Annotated in this window: 32 protein-coding genes; 3 read left to right on the forward strand and 29 right to left on the reverse strand. The window is 34.3% G+C overall.

Annotated features, from left to right (window positions below; all coding sequences use genetic code 11):
• Positions 1 to 239: 239 nt before the first annotated feature.
• From G5V56_RS10340 to G5V56_RS10350, 3 genes are all read left to right on the forward strand, one after another.
• A complete protein-coding gene (locus G5V56_RS10340) occupies positions 240 to 1,133 on the forward strand; it encodes a phage minor head protein (protein ID WP_166964638.1) in 894 nt (297 codons plus the stop codon).
• Positions 1,134 to 1,219: 86 nt separating this feature from the next.
• Positions 1,220 to 1,732 carry a phage virion morphogenesis protein gene (locus G5V56_RS10345; RefSeq protein ID WP_166964640.1) on the forward strand — a complete coding sequence of 171 codons (513 nt, stop codon included), beginning with the start codon at positions 1,220 to 1,222 and terminating at the stop codon, positions 1,730 to 1,732.
• Between the two features lie 12 nt (positions 1,733 to 1,744).
• Entirely contained in the window at positions 1,745 to 2,257 is a 513-nt protein-coding gene (locus G5V56_RS10350; protein WP_166964642.1) for a hypothetical protein, read from the forward strand.
• Here the strand turns inward: G5V56_RS10350 and G5V56_RS10355 are convergent.
• From G5V56_RS10355 to G5V56_RS10495, 29 genes are all read right to left on the reverse strand, one after another.
• Positions 2,254 to 2,436 (reverse strand): hypothetical protein, encoded by a 183-nt coding sequence (locus G5V56_RS10355; protein WP_166964644.1) that lies wholly within the window; start codon positions 2,434 to 2,436, stop codon positions 2,254 to 2,256. The two genes, G5V56_RS10350 and G5V56_RS10355, sit on opposite strands and share 4 nt — an antisense overlap.
• Positions 2,437 to 2,480: 44 nt before the next feature.
• A complete protein-coding gene (locus G5V56_RS10360) occupies positions 2,481 to 2,885 on the reverse strand; it encodes a hypothetical protein (RefSeq protein ID WP_166964646.1) in 405 nt (134 codons plus the stop codon).
• Positions 2,886 to 2,902: 17 nt separating this feature from the next.
• The gene (locus G5V56_RS10365; protein ID WP_166964648.1) at positions 2,903 to 3,316 is read right to left on the reverse strand and encodes a hypothetical protein; all 414 of its coding nucleotides are present in this window, start codon (positions 3,314 to 3,316) and stop codon (positions 2,903 to 2,905) included.
• Positions 3,317 to 3,368: 52 nt separating this feature from the next.
• Positions 3,369 to 3,674, reverse strand: coding sequence for a hypothetical protein (locus G5V56_RS10370; RefSeq protein ID WP_166964650.1), 306 nt, complete (start codon positions 3,672 to 3,674; stop codon positions 3,369 to 3,371).
• Positions 3,675 to 3,677: 3 nt separating this feature from the next.
• Positions 3,678 to 3,899 (reverse strand): hypothetical protein, encoded by a 222-nt coding sequence (locus G5V56_RS10375; RefSeq protein WP_166964652.1) that lies wholly within the window; start codon positions 3,897 to 3,899, stop codon positions 3,678 to 3,680.
• A 3-nt stretch (positions 3,900 to 3,902) separates the two neighbouring features.
• Positions 3,903 to 4,274, reverse strand: coding sequence for a nucleoside triphosphate pyrophosphohydrolase family protein (locus G5V56_RS10380; RefSeq protein ID WP_206285895.1), 372 nt, complete (start codon positions 4,272 to 4,274; stop codon positions 3,903 to 3,905).
• Positions 4,275 to 4,327: 53 nt separating this feature from the next.
• On the reverse strand, positions 4,328 to 4,648 hold the full coding sequence (locus G5V56_RS10385) for a DUF7220 family protein (protein ID WP_166964654.1): 321 nt from the start codon (positions 4,646 to 4,648) through the stop codon (positions 4,328 to 4,330).
• A 2-nt stretch (positions 4,649 to 4,650) separates the two neighbouring features.
• Positions 4,651 to 4,833, reverse strand: coding sequence for a hypothetical protein (locus G5V56_RS10390; RefSeq protein ID WP_166964656.1), 183 nt, complete (start codon positions 4,831 to 4,833; stop codon positions 4,651 to 4,653).
• Positions 4,834 to 4,844: 11 nt separating this feature from the next.
• Entirely contained in the window at positions 4,845 to 5,141 is a 297-nt protein-coding gene (locus G5V56_RS10395) for a hypothetical protein (protein WP_166964658.1), read from the reverse strand.
• Entirely contained in the window at positions 5,128 to 6,090 is a 963-nt protein-coding gene (locus G5V56_RS10400; RefSeq protein WP_166964660.1) for an RNA-directed DNA polymerase, read from the reverse strand. Before G5V56_RS10400 ends, G5V56_RS10395 begins: the two co-directional genes overlap by 14 nt.
• Before the next feature lie 211 nt (positions 6,091 to 6,301).
• Positions 6,302 to 6,709, reverse strand: a complete 408-nt coding sequence (locus tag G5V56_RS10405; RefSeq protein ID WP_166964662.1) for a hypothetical protein — start codon at positions 6,707 to 6,709, stop codon at positions 6,302 to 6,304.
• A gap of 4 nt (positions 6,710 to 6,713) precedes the next feature.
• Positions 6,714 to 7,175, reverse strand: coding sequence for a hypothetical protein (locus G5V56_RS10410; protein ID WP_166964664.1), 462 nt, complete (start codon positions 7,173 to 7,175; stop codon positions 6,714 to 6,716).
• A gap of 17 nt (positions 7,176 to 7,192) precedes the next feature.
• A complete protein-coding gene (locus G5V56_RS10415) occupies positions 7,193 to 7,642 on the reverse strand; it encodes a hypothetical protein (RefSeq protein ID WP_166964666.1) in 450 nt (149 codons plus the stop codon).
• On the reverse strand, positions 7,642 to 7,959 hold the full coding sequence (locus G5V56_RS10420; protein ID WP_166964668.1) for a hypothetical protein: 318 nt from the start codon (positions 7,957 to 7,959) through the stop codon (positions 7,642 to 7,644). Before G5V56_RS10420 ends, G5V56_RS10415 begins: the two co-directional genes overlap by 1 nt.
• Complete coding sequence (locus G5V56_RS10425; protein ID WP_166964669.1) at positions 7,956 to 8,192, reverse strand: hypothetical protein; 237 nt, start codon at positions 8,190 to 8,192, stop codon at positions 7,956 to 7,958. Before G5V56_RS10425 ends, G5V56_RS10420 begins: the two co-directional genes overlap by 4 nt.
• Positions 8,189 to 8,383 (reverse strand): hypothetical protein, encoded by a 195-nt coding sequence (locus G5V56_RS10430; protein WP_166964671.1) that lies wholly within the window; start codon positions 8,381 to 8,383, stop codon positions 8,189 to 8,191. Before G5V56_RS10430 ends, G5V56_RS10425 begins: the two co-directional genes overlap by 4 nt.
• A complete protein-coding gene (locus tag G5V56_RS10435; RefSeq protein ID WP_166964673.1) occupies positions 8,383 to 8,898 on the reverse strand; it encodes a hypothetical protein in 516 nt (171 codons plus the stop codon). Before G5V56_RS10435 ends, G5V56_RS10430 begins: the two co-directional genes overlap by 1 nt.
• Positions 8,899 to 8,943: 45 nt before the next feature.
• Positions 8,944 to 9,387 carry a hypothetical protein gene (locus G5V56_RS10440; protein WP_166964675.1) on the reverse strand — a complete coding sequence of 148 codons (444 nt, stop codon included), beginning with the start codon at positions 9,385 to 9,387 and terminating at the stop codon, positions 8,944 to 8,946.
• Positions 9,384 to 9,575 (reverse strand): hypothetical protein, encoded by a 192-nt coding sequence (locus G5V56_RS10445; RefSeq protein ID WP_166964677.1) that lies wholly within the window; start codon positions 9,573 to 9,575, stop codon positions 9,384 to 9,386. The genes G5V56_RS10440 and G5V56_RS10445 overlap by 4 nt, the downstream gene beginning before the upstream one ends.
• Complete coding sequence (locus G5V56_RS10450) at positions 9,572 to 9,721, reverse strand: hypothetical protein (protein WP_166964679.1); 150 nt, start codon at positions 9,719 to 9,721, stop codon at positions 9,572 to 9,574. Before G5V56_RS10450 ends, G5V56_RS10445 begins: the two co-directional genes overlap by 4 nt.
• A gap of 1 nt (position 9,722) precedes the next feature.
• The gene (locus tag G5V56_RS10455) at positions 9,723 to 10,451 is read right to left on the reverse strand and encodes a DUF3164 family protein (protein ID WP_166964682.1); all 729 of its coding nucleotides are present in this window, start codon (positions 10,449 to 10,451) and stop codon (positions 9,723 to 9,725) included.
• Positions 10,444 to 10,743 (reverse strand): hypothetical protein, encoded by a 300-nt coding sequence (locus G5V56_RS10460; RefSeq protein WP_166964684.1) that lies wholly within the window; start codon positions 10,741 to 10,743, stop codon positions 10,444 to 10,446. Before G5V56_RS10460 ends, G5V56_RS10455 begins: the two co-directional genes overlap by 8 nt.
• Positions 10,740 to 10,916, reverse strand: a complete 177-nt coding sequence (locus G5V56_RS10465; RefSeq protein ID WP_166964686.1) for a hypothetical protein — start codon at positions 10,914 to 10,916, stop codon at positions 10,740 to 10,742. The genes G5V56_RS10460 and G5V56_RS10465 overlap by 4 nt, the downstream gene beginning before the upstream one ends.
• Positions 10,900 to 11,256, reverse strand: a complete 357-nt coding sequence (locus tag G5V56_RS10470; protein WP_166964688.1) for a hypothetical protein — start codon at positions 11,254 to 11,256, stop codon at positions 10,900 to 10,902. The genes G5V56_RS10465 and G5V56_RS10470 overlap by 17 nt, the downstream gene beginning before the upstream one ends.
• A gap of 1 nt (position 11,257) precedes the next feature.
• Entirely contained in the window at positions 11,258 to 11,899 is a 642-nt protein-coding gene (locus G5V56_RS10475; RefSeq protein WP_166964690.1) for a P-loop NTPase family protein, read from the reverse strand.
• 12 nt (positions 11,900 to 11,911) lie between these two features.
• Entirely contained in the window at positions 11,912 to 12,766 is an 855-nt protein-coding gene (locus G5V56_RS10480) for an AAA family ATPase (RefSeq protein ID WP_166964692.1), read from the reverse strand.
• A gap of 18 nt (positions 12,767 to 12,784) precedes the next feature.
• Positions 12,785 to 14,776 carry a hypothetical protein gene (locus G5V56_RS10485; protein ID WP_166964694.1) on the reverse strand — a complete coding sequence of 664 codons (1,992 nt, stop codon included), beginning with the start codon at positions 14,774 to 14,776 and terminating at the stop codon, positions 12,785 to 12,787.
• Positions 14,777 to 14,786: 10 nt separating this feature from the next.
• On the reverse strand, positions 14,787 to 14,933 hold the full coding sequence (locus G5V56_RS10490) for a hypothetical protein (RefSeq protein WP_166964695.1): 147 nt from the start codon (positions 14,931 to 14,933) through the stop codon (positions 14,787 to 14,789).
• A gap of 4 nt (positions 14,934 to 14,937) precedes the next feature.
• On the reverse strand, positions 14,938 to 15,153 hold the full coding sequence (locus tag G5V56_RS10495; protein ID WP_166964697.1) for a hypothetical protein: 216 nt from the start codon (positions 15,151 to 15,153) through the stop codon (positions 14,938 to 14,940).
• Positions 15,154 to 15,229 lie beyond the last annotated feature (76 nt).

Here is a 15,229-nt window from a genome sequence, read left to right on the forward strand (position 1 = left end):
CATCGGATTTAGACCAGGAACTGGTTCAAAAAACCTACGACACTTTAAACAATGGTGTTGCTGATGGTTATGGTGCTAAGTACTACCAGTACAATAAGCAAAATACACCAACGGTTCAAAGGCTTCAGCAAAACATTTACCAGTTTTCCGCTGCTAAAACCTATCAGCAATTAGCGGAATACAACAGTTATTTAGTTGATGAAAATGGCAAAGAACGTTCATTTAACGACTTTAAACAGTTGGTTCTTGAAAAGCATCCTAAGTACAATCAAAACTATTTACAGGCTGAATACCAAACTGCTAAAGCTTCAGGGCAAATGGCAGCTAAATGGGAAGGGTTTCAGCGCAATAAAGAACGTTATCCGTACTTAAAGTACATGACCGTTGGTGATGACCATGTACGTGATGAACATCAAGCTCTTCATGGTTTCATTGCTCATATCGATGATCCTATTTGGGATAGTATTTATCCACCAAACGATTGGCGTTGCCGTTGCTATGTGGTACAGACAAATCAAGATCCTTCAAAAGAGGCACCAGATATAAGCTTTATGAAACCTGAATTTAGTGTGAACGTTGGTAAAACGGGTAAGGTGTTTAATAATCAAGCGCATCCATATTTTATAATTCCTAAAAAGGATGAAGACCGTATGAAGTTGGCTTTTGAAAGTATGAAGCTTCGTTTAGGGTATGGTAAAGCTCGCTATACATCACCTTCAGGAAACAAGGTTTTTGTACATCCATTTGCTGATGTAAAAGACCTTTATGAAAACTATTTCAATGCTGTTCAAATTGCCAATACACTTAAACGCAATGTAAAATTAAGACCGCATTTAGATGGTTTGGTCATGAAAAACATTAAAAATCCTGAGTACTTAATCAATAACAAGCTTGCTGAGCGTAAAGCTCCATTAATGCTCAATTTTAGGAACATTTTTAACAAAGCCGTAAAACAAGGTAGTGAAGTTGTGGTTGTGGATCTGATAGACAATCCACATTCGTTTGATGAAGTAAAAACGCAAATTAAAAAACATTTAAGCAAGCCTACAAATTATAAAAGCATCAAAGAAGTGATATTGATTTCAAAAGACCGTAAAACGATTGAATCCATTAAACGAAGTGCCATAAAATAACAAAAGCAACCCGAAAGTTGCTTTGGTGTAAGGGGTATTCTTGAAGTTACTCGCGAACTTACTTACACTGCAAATGTACAAAAAATATGAGTAGAATTAACAAATCACCTGATTTTCTTGCTATGAGCCAACAACTTATAAAGGATCTGCAAAGCGATGCCGAAAAACAGGGTATGGATTTTATTCATAATAATTTTTATCAAGAAGGCTTTACTGATGCTGCTTTTGAAGCTTGGTTGCCTAAAAAAGAAAGTGACACTTACAATATTTTGCGTGTAACCAATTACTTATTCAATAGTGTGCATGTGGCATCCAGTACTCAAGACAAAGTGGTTTTTGAAGCAGATGCACCTTATGCTGCCATACATAACGAAGGTGGTATTTTAAACATTCCTATTACAGAACGTTCCCGAAAGTTTTTTTGGGTAATGTTTAAAGCCACTGGTAACGAAAAATGGAAGTGGATGGCTCTTACAAAAAAAGACCGCTTCACCATAAAAATTGATAAACGGCAATATATGGGAGATTCTGAGACGTTCACAAGAGATTGGGATGCTCATGTGATTAACGAAATTATAACACGATTTAAACAACTTTAAAATACTATTAAAATGCAAAACTGGAAAGACTTATACAAAGAACACGCAACGGCCATTAGCGATACTATACCTGCCATTCGTTGGATTGATTTATGGCATAATCAGGTTAATTTTTTAACTGAAGAACATCCATTTCCAACGCCTGCCATATTTTTAAGCTACAGAACCTTGCGTACTGAAGATGTTGGCAATAAAGTACAAAAAGTAAACCTACAGGTTGATGCTTACCTATATTATGAAACCTTTGCCGATACCTATAAAGATGCATTTAACCAAGACAGTGCTTTGGAATTTATTGATTTAATGGACAACATAAATGCGTTGTTTCATGGTGCAGAAGGCGAAAACTTTAGTAGTATGAGGCGTTTGGGTTTTGCGCCTGTAGATACTGGTAACGCTGGCAATTTATACCGAATGAGTTATGAATGTACGCTTATGGATTATTCAGCATTAAAGGAGTTTGCCGATCATGAAATTAATGACATAACCATTGAGCATGATAAAACGCCTTATGCGTTGGATTAAACTCTTTGAAAAATAATGTCTTCTATGGTTTTAACCTCCCTGAAGAATACACTGGCAAGTTTACGTCGTATCCATTCATCATTATATTTTTGAACGCCATACTCCGTAACATTGGTAAGGCGTTCATGCTCTTTACGAACGGTATCATAAAATTGGTTGGTTGTATGTTTGGCAGCCATACTACAAAGTAAATACAAACTGTCCAATTTTGCAAAAGGAGTTATTAAAGGTCTTTCAACTGTGGATCAGATTCAAAATGAAGCTTGCTGTCCAGCATCATGTTTTTCTGTTCTTCAGTAAAGTCATCAATTGACATATAACCATTAGCTTGAGTAAATAATGTTTTAGCTTTGGTTAAAATAGGTTTAGCCAGTTCAGGATCTACTTGATACACTTGATATGCAGCTGCATAATAATCATCACATAACAAGTATAAAGCTGATGCCTTTGCTTTGTTGCATTTTTCTTGAGGTGTAACGGCACATAAAGCTTCAACTTTTTTAAAGCCTTCACGAAGCTCATCAGCCGATGATCTTGGTTGAATGTACTGGGAGTATATTTCGGTTAATGATTGTGATTGAACTGAAGCTGCAATTAAGAAAGCAGTTAATAGTAGTAGTTTTTTCATGAGTATTTGTTTAATTTTTACAATCCAATAAAGCTAAAATCATAGGGTTCTTTACCGTTTATGTTAGACCATTCTCCAGCAGGAGCATAATCAACTTTACACATATAGGTATCTCCTTTAAACGTTTTATAAGTTTTCAATGGAGCTTTAAAAACATTAATAGCCAACACTTTTGGTTTTTCTTTATTTGCTACGTATAAAGCAATGCATTTAAGCTCTAATTTTAAAGCTTCATTTGATAGATTAGCACCTTCAGGAACGTTAACCGTTACAACCGTTCTTTTACCTTCAGCAATGCTCATATCTTCAATATTAAATATAAAGCTTACGGTTTCTGTACATTCTGGTTGTCCATAAATTTGCGTTTGTTTTTTTGGGCTTTTTCCACAACCGAGTATTGATATACAAATAATAAAAGTTAGTTTTTTCATCATTATAAACATAAATGTAAGTAAATATATAAAACCCTCGAATTCGAGGGAATTAATTCTGCAACAATTCGTTTAACTGCATACCTGTACGTTGTTTCCATTCTTTTAAAAGAGCTACATATCTATTATGGGCTTCTTTTACGGCTTGAGGTAGGTAATGATCTTTTAATCCATTTGCTTCGTCTTCAAACACCTCCGTTTCTCCATCTGCAATATCAACATAATCAAGTTTGTTATCAACGTCCATATAGCCATCAAAATGGTTATATATAGATTCTAAACCAATTACCGTGCCTTGAATAGCATTAAGTATGTTTTGGCTGGATTGTATTTGTTTTTCTTTTTGTTCAGGTGTCATGGTTTACCCTATTTTAATTATTCCAATTTCTAAATCATAGCTTCTTAAGATTTCAATTCCTTCATAAGGAAATGGTTTTCCATTTGTTGGGTCTATTGGCATAAGCCTTCCTATTTCATTTTCTAAATCTAAATAAGTTTTTGGGTTCATTATAATCATTGATGGTTGACAACCTCTGTTGTTTCGTTTCCATATGTATAATTGTTCTCTTAGTTTATTGTACATGATCTAGTATTTCTTACCATGTTTATGCTCTCTTAAAGAATTATAACGCATTTTAGCAATGATATGAGATTCTAAATCAATGCCTTTTGATACTGCCAAGTCCATGACCCTAATTACAATATCTGCCAATTCATCCTCAAAATTATGACTTACATTGTTTGAAAAAAGGGCTTTAAAATTTTTATCAGATTGTACTTCAGTTAATGCTCTAACATTAAATTCTGAATTGGTATAATCATTGTCTCTATCAGCCTCCAAAGCTTCGCTTACTTCACTGTGTATCAATGCCAGTTTTTCTGGTACGCTTGTAGGCTTTTCATAAAAACCCTTGCTTATGGCGTTTTGGTGGATTTCTATTGCTAATTTGTTGATCATAATTATTAGTGTTTTAGGTTATAATTTAAATTATTAGTGTTTCAGGTTATAATTTATATGCTATTCTTGTGTACCAAGCCACAATCAGCACAAAATAAGCGTCCTTTTTGTTCTACTACATGGTTTTCAACCTCGCAGTTAAAACAATAAAGCGTTGGTAACTGGCTATATCTTTTTTTATTAAAATACCTCCTAATCACATAACCTCTTAAAATACTTATTATGGTAAAATAAACGGTAATAATTAGGTTTGTACCGGCACTTGTTTTTAAGCCAACCAAGGGCAGTATTAAAAACGTGCTGGCATAACTTATAACAAAACCAATGGCAGTATTGGTTAGGCTTTCTATTAATGATTGTTTTTTTGTTTGCATGGTTAATCTTTATAGCCAATGGCTGTTAAACTTGAAGGCGTACACAATAACTTTTCTCCAGTTTCTTTAAATTGATTGTCTATTATTTTTACTTGTAATTTTTCGGCTTTTAAATCGTTATTTTCCTTATAAAAAATATACCCTTTCTTGCCTGTTTTGGTTTTTACTATAATTGCTTTTTCCATATTTTTAAGTTTTATGTAAATTCAAAATATTCGTTGTCTTTTATAATAGTTGCCGTAAACGGAAACTTATCTTTTGGCACTTGAGCTATTTGTTTCTGTAACACTTTAGAACCCGTGAAAATGATGTGCTTTGTTTGGTTCTTTTCTATTTGAAGCGTTAAGCGTTTTGTACCTTCTTTTACTGTGGAAGCTTCAATTTTAAAATCGTGAATAGTTATAGGCACGTTTATAATGCGGTCTATCTTTATTTTATCTCCAGTAAAAGAGTTTATTTCGGGTTTTATATTAAAATCTTTAAATGCGTTCATTGGGTAGTAATGTCTTTATTAAATGTTTGGCGTTGCAATGCGATGTCCAGCCTTTATATGAAGCAATGGAAGCTTCGTTTTGGTTTTCCTTTAGCATTTTTGCAAAGTTTTTTTTGATTTGTTTTCGTAATAAAATATGTGTGTGGTAGAACTTGTAACCTAAAAAGTCGATGCCACGAGCTTCAACAGGAAATACTTGGTAGTTCTGTTTTACCTGAAGCTTTAAATTAGTGTTTAAATAGTGTTTAATGTCGCTTAAAAGCTCATGTAAATACGGTTTGTTTGGTGCAAGAATTACCATATCATCGGCATATCTGAAGTAATATTTAACGGCTTTGGTTTCCTTGATCCAATGGTCAAAATATGACAAGTAAAAGTTTGCAAGATATTGGCTTAAATAGTTGCCAATTGGCAAGCCATCGGCACTATCAATAATTTCATCAAGCAGCCAAAGTAAATCGGCATCTTTAAACTTTTTCCGAAGCAATTGTTTTAAACATTCGTGATTTACATTAGGGTAAAACTTAGTGATATCAAGCTTTAAGCAATAGGTTGTACCAGGAATATCTTTTAGCGATTTTTTAACAGCTTTTGCAGCTGCATGGATGCCTTTACCTTTAATGCAACTATACGTGTCAGCTGTAAAATTGGACACAAAAATAGGCTCAAGAACATTCATAATAGCGTGATGCGTGACCCTATCTGGAAAGTATGGTAATCTATAAACTTTACGTTCTTTGGGTTCAAAAACCGTGAAAATATCATACTCCGAAGTTTTGTAGCCTTTATTGGCTAAAAGTTCATTTAGCATTAAAAAATTGCCTTCAGGATTCAAATCAAACAATTTAACACCGTATGTGTTTAGTTTGCCTTTTCGGGCTTTTTGATCTGCCAGTCTGAGGTTTTCAATACTTATTATCTTTTGGTATAAATTACTTTGTCGTTTCATGCCTTTGCTTTAAAAAAGTCGCTTTCCATTTCTGTACCAACGCCTTTGGTTTAAATTGTTATCTTTTGCTATGTAAGCAAGGTCTGCAATGTTATATTTTAGCATAGGTGAGAGCTGACATTCGAATTCGAGTTCCAGTTATCGTAGTCGTTGTACGAGAACCTGACACCTGAAGCAGAACTACAACCACACATTGCACCACCTTAATTAATTAAGCTGTGAAATACGCTTTGTAAAGTTCTATAAACTGATTGCCTGCATATCGTGCCAAACTGCTTGAGATAAAGCAAAGGCGAGAGCCGACAGTCGAAATCGAGCGCCAGAGAACGAAGTCGAGGTACGAGAACCCGACACCCGAAGCAGAATCCATATCAAACCAAGGGTAGTATTTATCCCATTCGCCATTAGTCCAATCTGGTGTCCATGGCTCACCACCGTTTTCTATGGTGTTTAAGGCTTCAGCTATCAGTACGAGTTTAGCATGGGATATCATGGCGTTTTGATGCTTTTCTGGAAACATTGAAAAATCGGGAATAGCATTATTAGGATCTACACTTAATACTTCACATGCGTCTTCAAATGTTTTGATGTCTTCTTTTGTTAAATTTTCTGTGTTCATTTTATTATTGTTTTATAGTTAAAAATTCTTTGTAAATATCCTCGAATTGTTTGCCTGCATATTCTGCCAATTCTCTTGATTTAAAGCAAAGGCGAGAGCCGACACACGAAATCGAGTACCAGTGATCGTAGCCGTCGTACGAGAACCCGACACCCGAAGCAGAACCCATTTCAAACCAAGGATAGTATTTATATTCATTACTGTCTGTCCAGTCTGGAGTCCAACCCTCGTTTAAGGCTTGAGCTATAAGTTTTAGTTTACGATAGGCTACTTCATCGGGTGCTAATTCATCACATTGTTGCGCAAAATCCCTAGCAATAATGTTATGGTAGTTGAGTACATTGGGAAACGTTTGAATACGTTCCTTGATGTCTTTTGGTATCGGTTCAAAAGATACCTCTCCTGTTTTTTCGTCGAATTGCTTTATTTTAAAGCCTTCAGGAATGTTGATTTTTAGTGTGTTCATATATTGATTTTAAATTATTAATGTATGCTTCCGTGATTGTCTTCCCAATATCGTTTGCCTAAGTATCTATATGGGTTGGCTTTGTCTACTCCTTTTCTTGCTAAATAATTGTTATATGTTTTGATATAAACAATAGCATCAATCTTGTCTTTTTCTGATAGCTTTTTCCAAAGTCTTTCAGTATCAATTTTCTTTAATTTATGGTTGTATAGTTCCCAAAAGGTTTCAAAGCTTAAATCTGGAGCTCCAATTTCTATTTTGAAGTTTTTAATACATTTCCAGCCTTTAATCTGTTTTTCTAAGTACGGGAATTCCCCTTTAAGAAACAGCCAGTTAATTTGTTTCTGGTCTAATTCGCCTTCAATCAGTTTAAACTCAGCTAAAAGTCCATTTAAACGATATTTAAACTGCCATACAATAGCAGTGTTAGATCCTGTTACAGTATAGGTGGTAAAAAGTTCTTCCATTATGCTAGTTTTTCGTGAATTTGCATTTTTATGGTTCGACATGCATTTATACGGTAATCGTGATCTGATATAACTTTATCTAGTTCATTATATAAAGCTGCTGCATCGGGATACTTTAGGCTTAATTTGAAGGGTTTTCCGCTAAAGTCATCAGCTTTATCTATTTGCTTTTTTAGCAGTTTTTTCATAACATCGGCAAACAGATGGAAATACACTTTTTCTATAATCTCTGTAAACCACATATCGGGTCTTTCATGTTTTAGGCTTGTAATGATCGCATCAAGCTGTTGTTTTTTTATATTGATATCTATTTTCATCTACAATCGTGTTCTACTTTTAATACTTTACTACAATCATCACAAACGGTATGAACGGTTTCACAATTAACCGAACTACTCACCGTTACAAGGCTTTTGTTTAAATGTGGGCATTCCAATACGGCATAATTATCATACCAATCCATATCAGGATCTTCATCATCAAAACTTATCAATGAAAAGACCAAAACAATAATGGCCATAATGCCTATTACAATTAAAAGCAGTGTCATATTTCATTAGGTATTTGTACGTTCATGGCAGCTTCATAACCACGCTCAAAAGCTTGTTTCTCATGCCATAGTAAAAATTGTTTGAGTTCATAAGCCAAATTCATGGCATCCTTTCCATCTTGAATTGGTTTAGCAGCAATATCAACTAAAACTGATAGAGCTAATTCTACATTGTAAGTATCCGCCGCCATTAGTAAATGGATATTTCAAGTCCAACAAATCCACTGGTTCTAAATACAGGTATTTCTAAATCGTTTCGTTGTGTTATTTGAACCATACTACATATTTTAAAGGCATTGCTTATTTTATAATTAACAACACCAGAGAAAGACCAGGAATGATATGTAAAATTTTCTCTATCTATCCAGCCCCAACCAGCAAAGGCTCCAGCTTCAGTATTTTTTATAACTAACTTGTTAAAAGTGTAACCTAGGTTAGCTGAATAGCGTATATAATTACCTCCTTTTAATTGAGCATATTCAAACTCAGGAAAAACGGTCATGTAACCCCATTTCTGCTGATTTCCTTGCATGTTTAAACGAGTAATAATATTTGGGGTTAAAGCTTTGTTGCCTTTATTGTCTCCAGCTACCAAAAGTTTAGCATCTTGGAAAACAGATATGGTTGTTTTTTCTTGGGCATGTGCTAAACACATAGCACCAAGAACTATGATGATAATGACAATGATGTTTCTAATAGTTTTCATAATTTTGATTTTCAGTTTTTAATTAAACATTGTTTTTGTTTACCCTCAATGTTGGCGCATTGAGGTTTTTTTTATATCCTTTTTTTGCATTTGCTGAAGCGCAAAAATGGTTTTGCTTACTTCATGGGGTTGCATATCTATTAAAGGTTTTTTTACTGGAGCTTTTGTTTGTAACCAACCACCAAAAGCATTCATATCGGCATAGTAACGTTGCTGTTCTGGATGGTAAAACTGCCAACCGTTTTGCATTAATAGACTCAACACATTTCTGTGTGAAGCTTTGTTTGCATCAAATCGTGTCCATTTATTGGGTACTGGAGTGCCTCCTAATTGCTGAATGATTTGATTGGCCTGATAAAACGTTAAATCGTTAGTGCTGCACTTTAAAGAATCGCCTGTTTGGTGCATTACCAATTCGGCTTTCAATTCTTTATCGCCATGGGTTAAAATGGCAATGATTTTCTTTTGTTGGGCATCGGCTTGTATCATACGTCTAAGGTTTTTAGTTTTTTTGTTAGTTTTTCAGTTTCTTCAGCTAACGTTCTTAATTTTTCACAGATATCGATTGCTTCATTTAATTCAGGTAATCTATTTGAATTATATCCTAACCTCTCTATCGTTTTATTCCTTTTTTTTAGCAAATCTATTAGCTTATTTGATGCTTGATTATAGGTCATATAACGCTTTTTATATGTTTTTGAAATGCCTTTTGTTCGGCTATCGTTAATTCTTCAGTAGCTATCCAGTTACCGTTACCATCTAAATAAACTCGTTTGTCGTTTACAAACATTTCATGATCTACGCATTGAACAATATGTACCATGTTAAAGACCTGAAAAATTCAATAAAATGTTACTCCATTTACCAGTGGATTCATCTTTCATTTTAAACTCATAACCAAAGCCCTTTAAATGATTACTAAAGCTTTCCTTTATAAGGCGTAAACCTTCTTTCCAACGTGGATCATCATACTTGTCTTCATGTTTGTATAAATCCATAACACGACTGTATTCTAAATCGCCATTGGCATTTCGTTCCAAGAAGCTCAGTAAAATTTCATAAAGTTTTAGATCTCTTTTTTTAATGGTATCACCTAAAAATTCCTTAATAAGTTCTATGGCTTTAACAGAGCGTTCATCCCAAACAGGTTCTGTATCTCTCCTTCGTGTTACACGCATGGTATCATCTGTATTTGTTACAGAAAAACCACCTTTACTATTACTTCTAATTTTACCGTATGCGCTCAATTTTATGGCTTGTTTGTCCATTTCAATGTGGCAGTAATCCTTAAACTCACTTAGTTCTTTAAAGAGCGTTTTAGCCGTGGTTATAATATTGAAAACCTTTTCATCTCTATCCTTTTCATAGGCTTCCTTTTCTTTGGCTAATTTTTTTTGTTCAGAGGCTTTTCGTTGTTTTAACAACGCTTCCAATTCGGCTGTTGATAGTTTTGAGGGATCTAATGTTTGTGTGTCTGTACTCATGTTTTTGTTTGAATTAATTGTTAATATTTCGGGTTCTATAACTTCTATGTTTTTGATGTCCTTACACATAATCTTCAGGTTTAAATGGTTTCCAGAGTTCTTTTGCTTCATCATACACTTCCAATTCTCTAGCACTGTTATATTTCAGCTCTGGGCGTTTCCATTTATGATTTACGATATATTGAGAAATACCTAAAATATAGCCTTGAGTGTCGTTTACCGTGGCTGGATCTGTACTGTATCCATGGTTTAATATTATTTCTCTGTGTAACCAATACCTATCGGCTATATCTAAAACTTGCACCATGCTGTCATAACATAAAATGGCTCTTAGGTGTTCTGAGTAATTGCCTCTGGTCATGCTTTAATGGTTTTTGCGTTTGGGGTTTCGTCTAATTCGGCTAGTTTGGTTATGTAATACTTGATGGCACTTTCTATTCTTATTTTTTCGCTCTTTGTTAAAAATGGATTTGATAATTCTTTATTAAAGTTTGAAACCTTGGTTTCCAATTCTGTTTTAGTGTACGTTCTCATTCTTTTTTTGTGGCTTTAATTCATTCTTAATCATGTATAGTATGACTGAAGGATAATATCCTTCGATGGTTTTTGGATAGGCTGACAACAATTCTAAATACGTGTTAGGATCATTAACATTAGCTTGTATATAAGCCTTAAAATCGTTTTTAAAAGCCGTCTCTACCACACCAAGCCATTGTTGGCAATACCAATCGTAAAGTGGTTTTGAAGTAACTAATGATTGTAAAGGCAAACATTGATCTGTGCATTGCTTTAAACACCATTCAAAAAAATAACTAAACCTATAATCGTCATAAGTTTTGTAGTCTGTTTTTAATATGTCCTGTATTGCTTTCATACTATAATTTTAAATCGTTCCAATATTTCTGAGCACCTTCTTCCCAAATGGTATAGGGTTTGGTTATTTTTCCTCTTGAACCTCTACTTCTTGAAAAAGCTTTAAAGCCTTCTACATTTATTTTCTGATCGGCATCATACTCAATGGCATGGGCTAATGTTCCTATGGCATATTTACCTTTAACATGACTGTTAATTATGAATACAATGTTTGGGTTTTCGGCTTGCATATCTTTATACTCTTTTAAAGTCATAAAAGCATATTGTATAGAATCTATCACCACAAACCGAATGCCTCTTGAACGCTTTAAACGTTCCCGCATATCGTCCATAGGTTCTCTATGTAGTAGCTTTATTTTGTTACGTTCGTCTTTAGTTAAATTTTGCTCTTTAAAAGCTTCTTTCATGCTTAACCGTGCGCCTTCTTCAAGTGAGTTGTAAATAATGTTTCCAAACTTGGTAAGCTCTTTTATCAACTGTAGCATGAAAGTAGTTTTACCTTCACCACTTTTACCCTTTATAAACCATGTGCCACTGGCCTCTGGTCTTCCAAGTAAATCTCTAAATCGTCCCGTAAGAGGTATTTCAATGAACTTTTTTTTAAGTAACTCATCAATAGAAACTGCTTTTTTAAGTCGTCTCAATGGATTTTGGTTTTAGGCAGTTTGTTTTAAGTTTTGTTTTAGTTTATACTTATCAATATCTCTACGTACACGCCTTAAATCATCCTCGCAGTTTTCATATATGAATAGAATCTCATCATTATCCTGTACGCCGTTTGCTTTACAAATCAATGCAACATCGTTATAAGTGATATGGTCTAGCTTGATGAATTTTTTACCTATGCGACTGTAAAATTCTGCATAACCTATTTTATCACGCTGCACACCTTTTAAAATGCGTTTTTCTAAGGCTTTTACACCACTTACTACAAATCCACACTTACCGTTTAAATCGTTGTACAAATCCATGAATAAATCAAGTTGTGGGTCTTTAAGCTTGTCGAACTGATCTAGGGTTAGGCTTGGTGCATCAATTGATCTAAGATGATTTATAAACCGTTCTAGTAATTCTTCAGTTTTACCATAGCTTTCTTGACCACTAGCTACAAGCAGGTTTTTTAAATAGCTTTTTTTTGTCCAGCTGTTTTTACATTGCACATAAATATTTTGTCCAATATGTGCTTTCCAAAAATGCTTGTAAGTTTCACTTTTACTTTTACCAGGAGTATCTGAAATGCCAATGCTAATACCTAAATCTTGACTGCTTTTTAATAAGCTACTTAGTATTTTAAAATTGGTAGTTTCAACCGTGTTCCAATTCGTGTCTATAAATAATTTAGCCTCTATAATGCGCCACATTTCATTGCTAATTAGCTTCCAGTTATTATTGATAACTTGACTTACCAATGCTGTGGATACTTCCAGCAATTTTGCCATGTGGTTTTGGCTCGTTTTTTGTGCAAGCCTTGAAAGCTCGTTGGCAATAAGTGTTTTTTGTTGGGTATTCATAATGAATAAATTTTAGTTTTACATTCTATCGATATAAACTTCAGACTCTACCTCATTGCGCAATTGTTTTGGTAGTTTACCTCCGAATTTTATTTTAAGTTCTTGGTCTTTTATCAGTTGTTCTGGAGTAATGCCAGTTTCTCGTTGTATGCGTTGAATTGTTGATTTTGCAGATGCTTCTTCTTTTTTGCGTACCTCGTAATCTTTAGTGAATTGCGATTTATCGCCCTCAGTCATAAGCACTGGTATTTGTTGTTGTTTACGCACTGGTTGGGCATCGGCAACAAATTGTTTATCGCCATCAGGAAGCTTTAAGTACAGGCTCACATAATTGTCCAGTTGGTCAGGATCATACTTCACAAAGAATTTTTTGTTCACCCAGCGTTCTCTAAATCTTAAATCGATGTCGCCATTTACGTTATAAACCTCAAAGTGATATTTCTCATTAGCTATCTGTACTTTAATACCATCGGCTTTGTAAGTAATAGGTTCAGGAGTATAGCACCAGAACAGATCTATCATGTCTAGATAGTTTATAGGCTCGTGCATTAATGGTTCTTGAGCATAAACTTCATTACGTGGTATTCTTAAAGTTGGATGCGTTGCTTCGTTCCATTCCTGTACACACAATTCCCATGCTTTAACCAATTCTTCTTTCTTTGGAAGTTTAGAAAGGTTGCTTAACAAGAAGTCCATGTTAGGCTTATTGTTGTTGGTACGCACCTTTACCGATTGCTTATCACTAAACCACCACGAGTTGATGACTTGCTGTTGTAAGCGGTTAAAAATACCTTCCACTGGTGAGCTATGCTCATAAGCAGCATGTTTGTAATGTAAACCACCTTTTTTGGCAACCATTTTACCGTACAGTTCTTGCATACGGTTACTAGTATGTCCAGATTGTCCATCATAAGTAAATAAGTAAGGGCGTGATTGCGATTCTTGAAATGCCATTTTAACAGCTGTAAAATGGTCTACATGGCTTTCGGTTTCGCTAAAGCTCCAGCCTATAATTTTTTCACTATATACATCTATTACAGGATCTATCTTTAGTTTAGCAGCTGCACCAAGATCATTATCGTAATAATGCATCCAGTCAATTTTAGAACCATCAATTGCCCAATACGCATTAGGAAACCATTGCTCTTTATCACGTACCAGTTTGTGTCCGTATTTGTTTCTGTAAGCTTCAATACCATCACGACTAATCATCCATAGTTTTTCCTGTTCTGGTTCGTAAAGCCATTTGTAAATAGCACTTTCACTAAGTTCACACCAGCTTTTTTTAGCAGCTTCACGTAAGTATAAACTATGTAGTACAGGCACAACCACTTTGTTAGGCATACTGTATTGCGCAATAATCCAGTTAGCGATGTCTCCTTTTATTTTTTGAGCTGCTTTATTACCAGCGTTTTTATGTACCAGAAACTCATAACCTTCATCAATATAGCCTTGACACTTTCTGTCGAAAGCTCTAACATTGGTTGGTAAATTATGAGGGTATTTTTTAGTAGTGGTGTTTGGGTAGCATTCTGTTTTTAAGTCTTTAATAATGCTGCAAAGCTTCTTTTTTAAACCACCTTTATTGTTCTTTTTACGTTGGTCTTTTATTTTGGCTTCGTAGTTTTGTACAATCTTATTGTATAGATTAAGTATCTCAGCTTCACAGATGTATTGGGCTTGCTTTTTGTCGCTGATGCCTAATCCTGTATCATATCTAAACGATTTAAAGAAATCAATAGCAGCTTCATCGGATTCTAGTTGATTGGTAAACGTTTCTCTATCATCTGTTAAATAGGGGTTGCCATAACTTCTAATGATCAGTTGTCTTAAATCTTCAGGAACTGATTGAAATTCAATTAAGCCTGTTCTGCCGTTACCCTTAGTTCTGACTCTATTTATTTTACCACGCTGTACCCATTTTTGAAAGTTATCATAACTAAGTATCGATAGGTCTTTATAAAAAACCTCTTGGTCAACGCATACTGTATTTAGGTAATTTTCAAACATTAAAAACGATTTAATTAAGTTTTGACAAAGTGTTTACTGGTGTATTGTACTCAAGATTTTTTGAGTTAATGAATGTTTTGTGCCATATGAGTTTAGCTTCGTGTTCAGCTACAAAGCGTTCAATAGTAGGTTTACTGCTTGATTTAGGAATAGCCATAAGATTATATGTTTTTGTTACTGGAATAAGCTGCGTACATGTTTACAATTTCTCTTGCAGCTTCTATAATGCGTTTAGATTTTTCATTGGCAGGTTCCTCTTGTAGTTTTAAAACCTTTCCAATCCACATGCTTGTACAATTAAATTTCTTAGCTAAAGCACTGGCATTTACCATTCTTATTTCATCTTCTGTAAATGGAATGAATTTTTTTTGATACATTTGGTTTAAATATTTAAACAAATATATACTAAAAAGGTATATATCCAAAATTAATTATACATTTTTTGAATAATTT

This window comes from Yeosuana marina, assembly GCF_011762485.1.
GTDB classification, from domain to species: domain Bacteria; phylum Bacteroidota; class Bacteroidia; order Flavobacteriales; family Flavobacteriaceae; genus Yeosuana; species Yeosuana marina.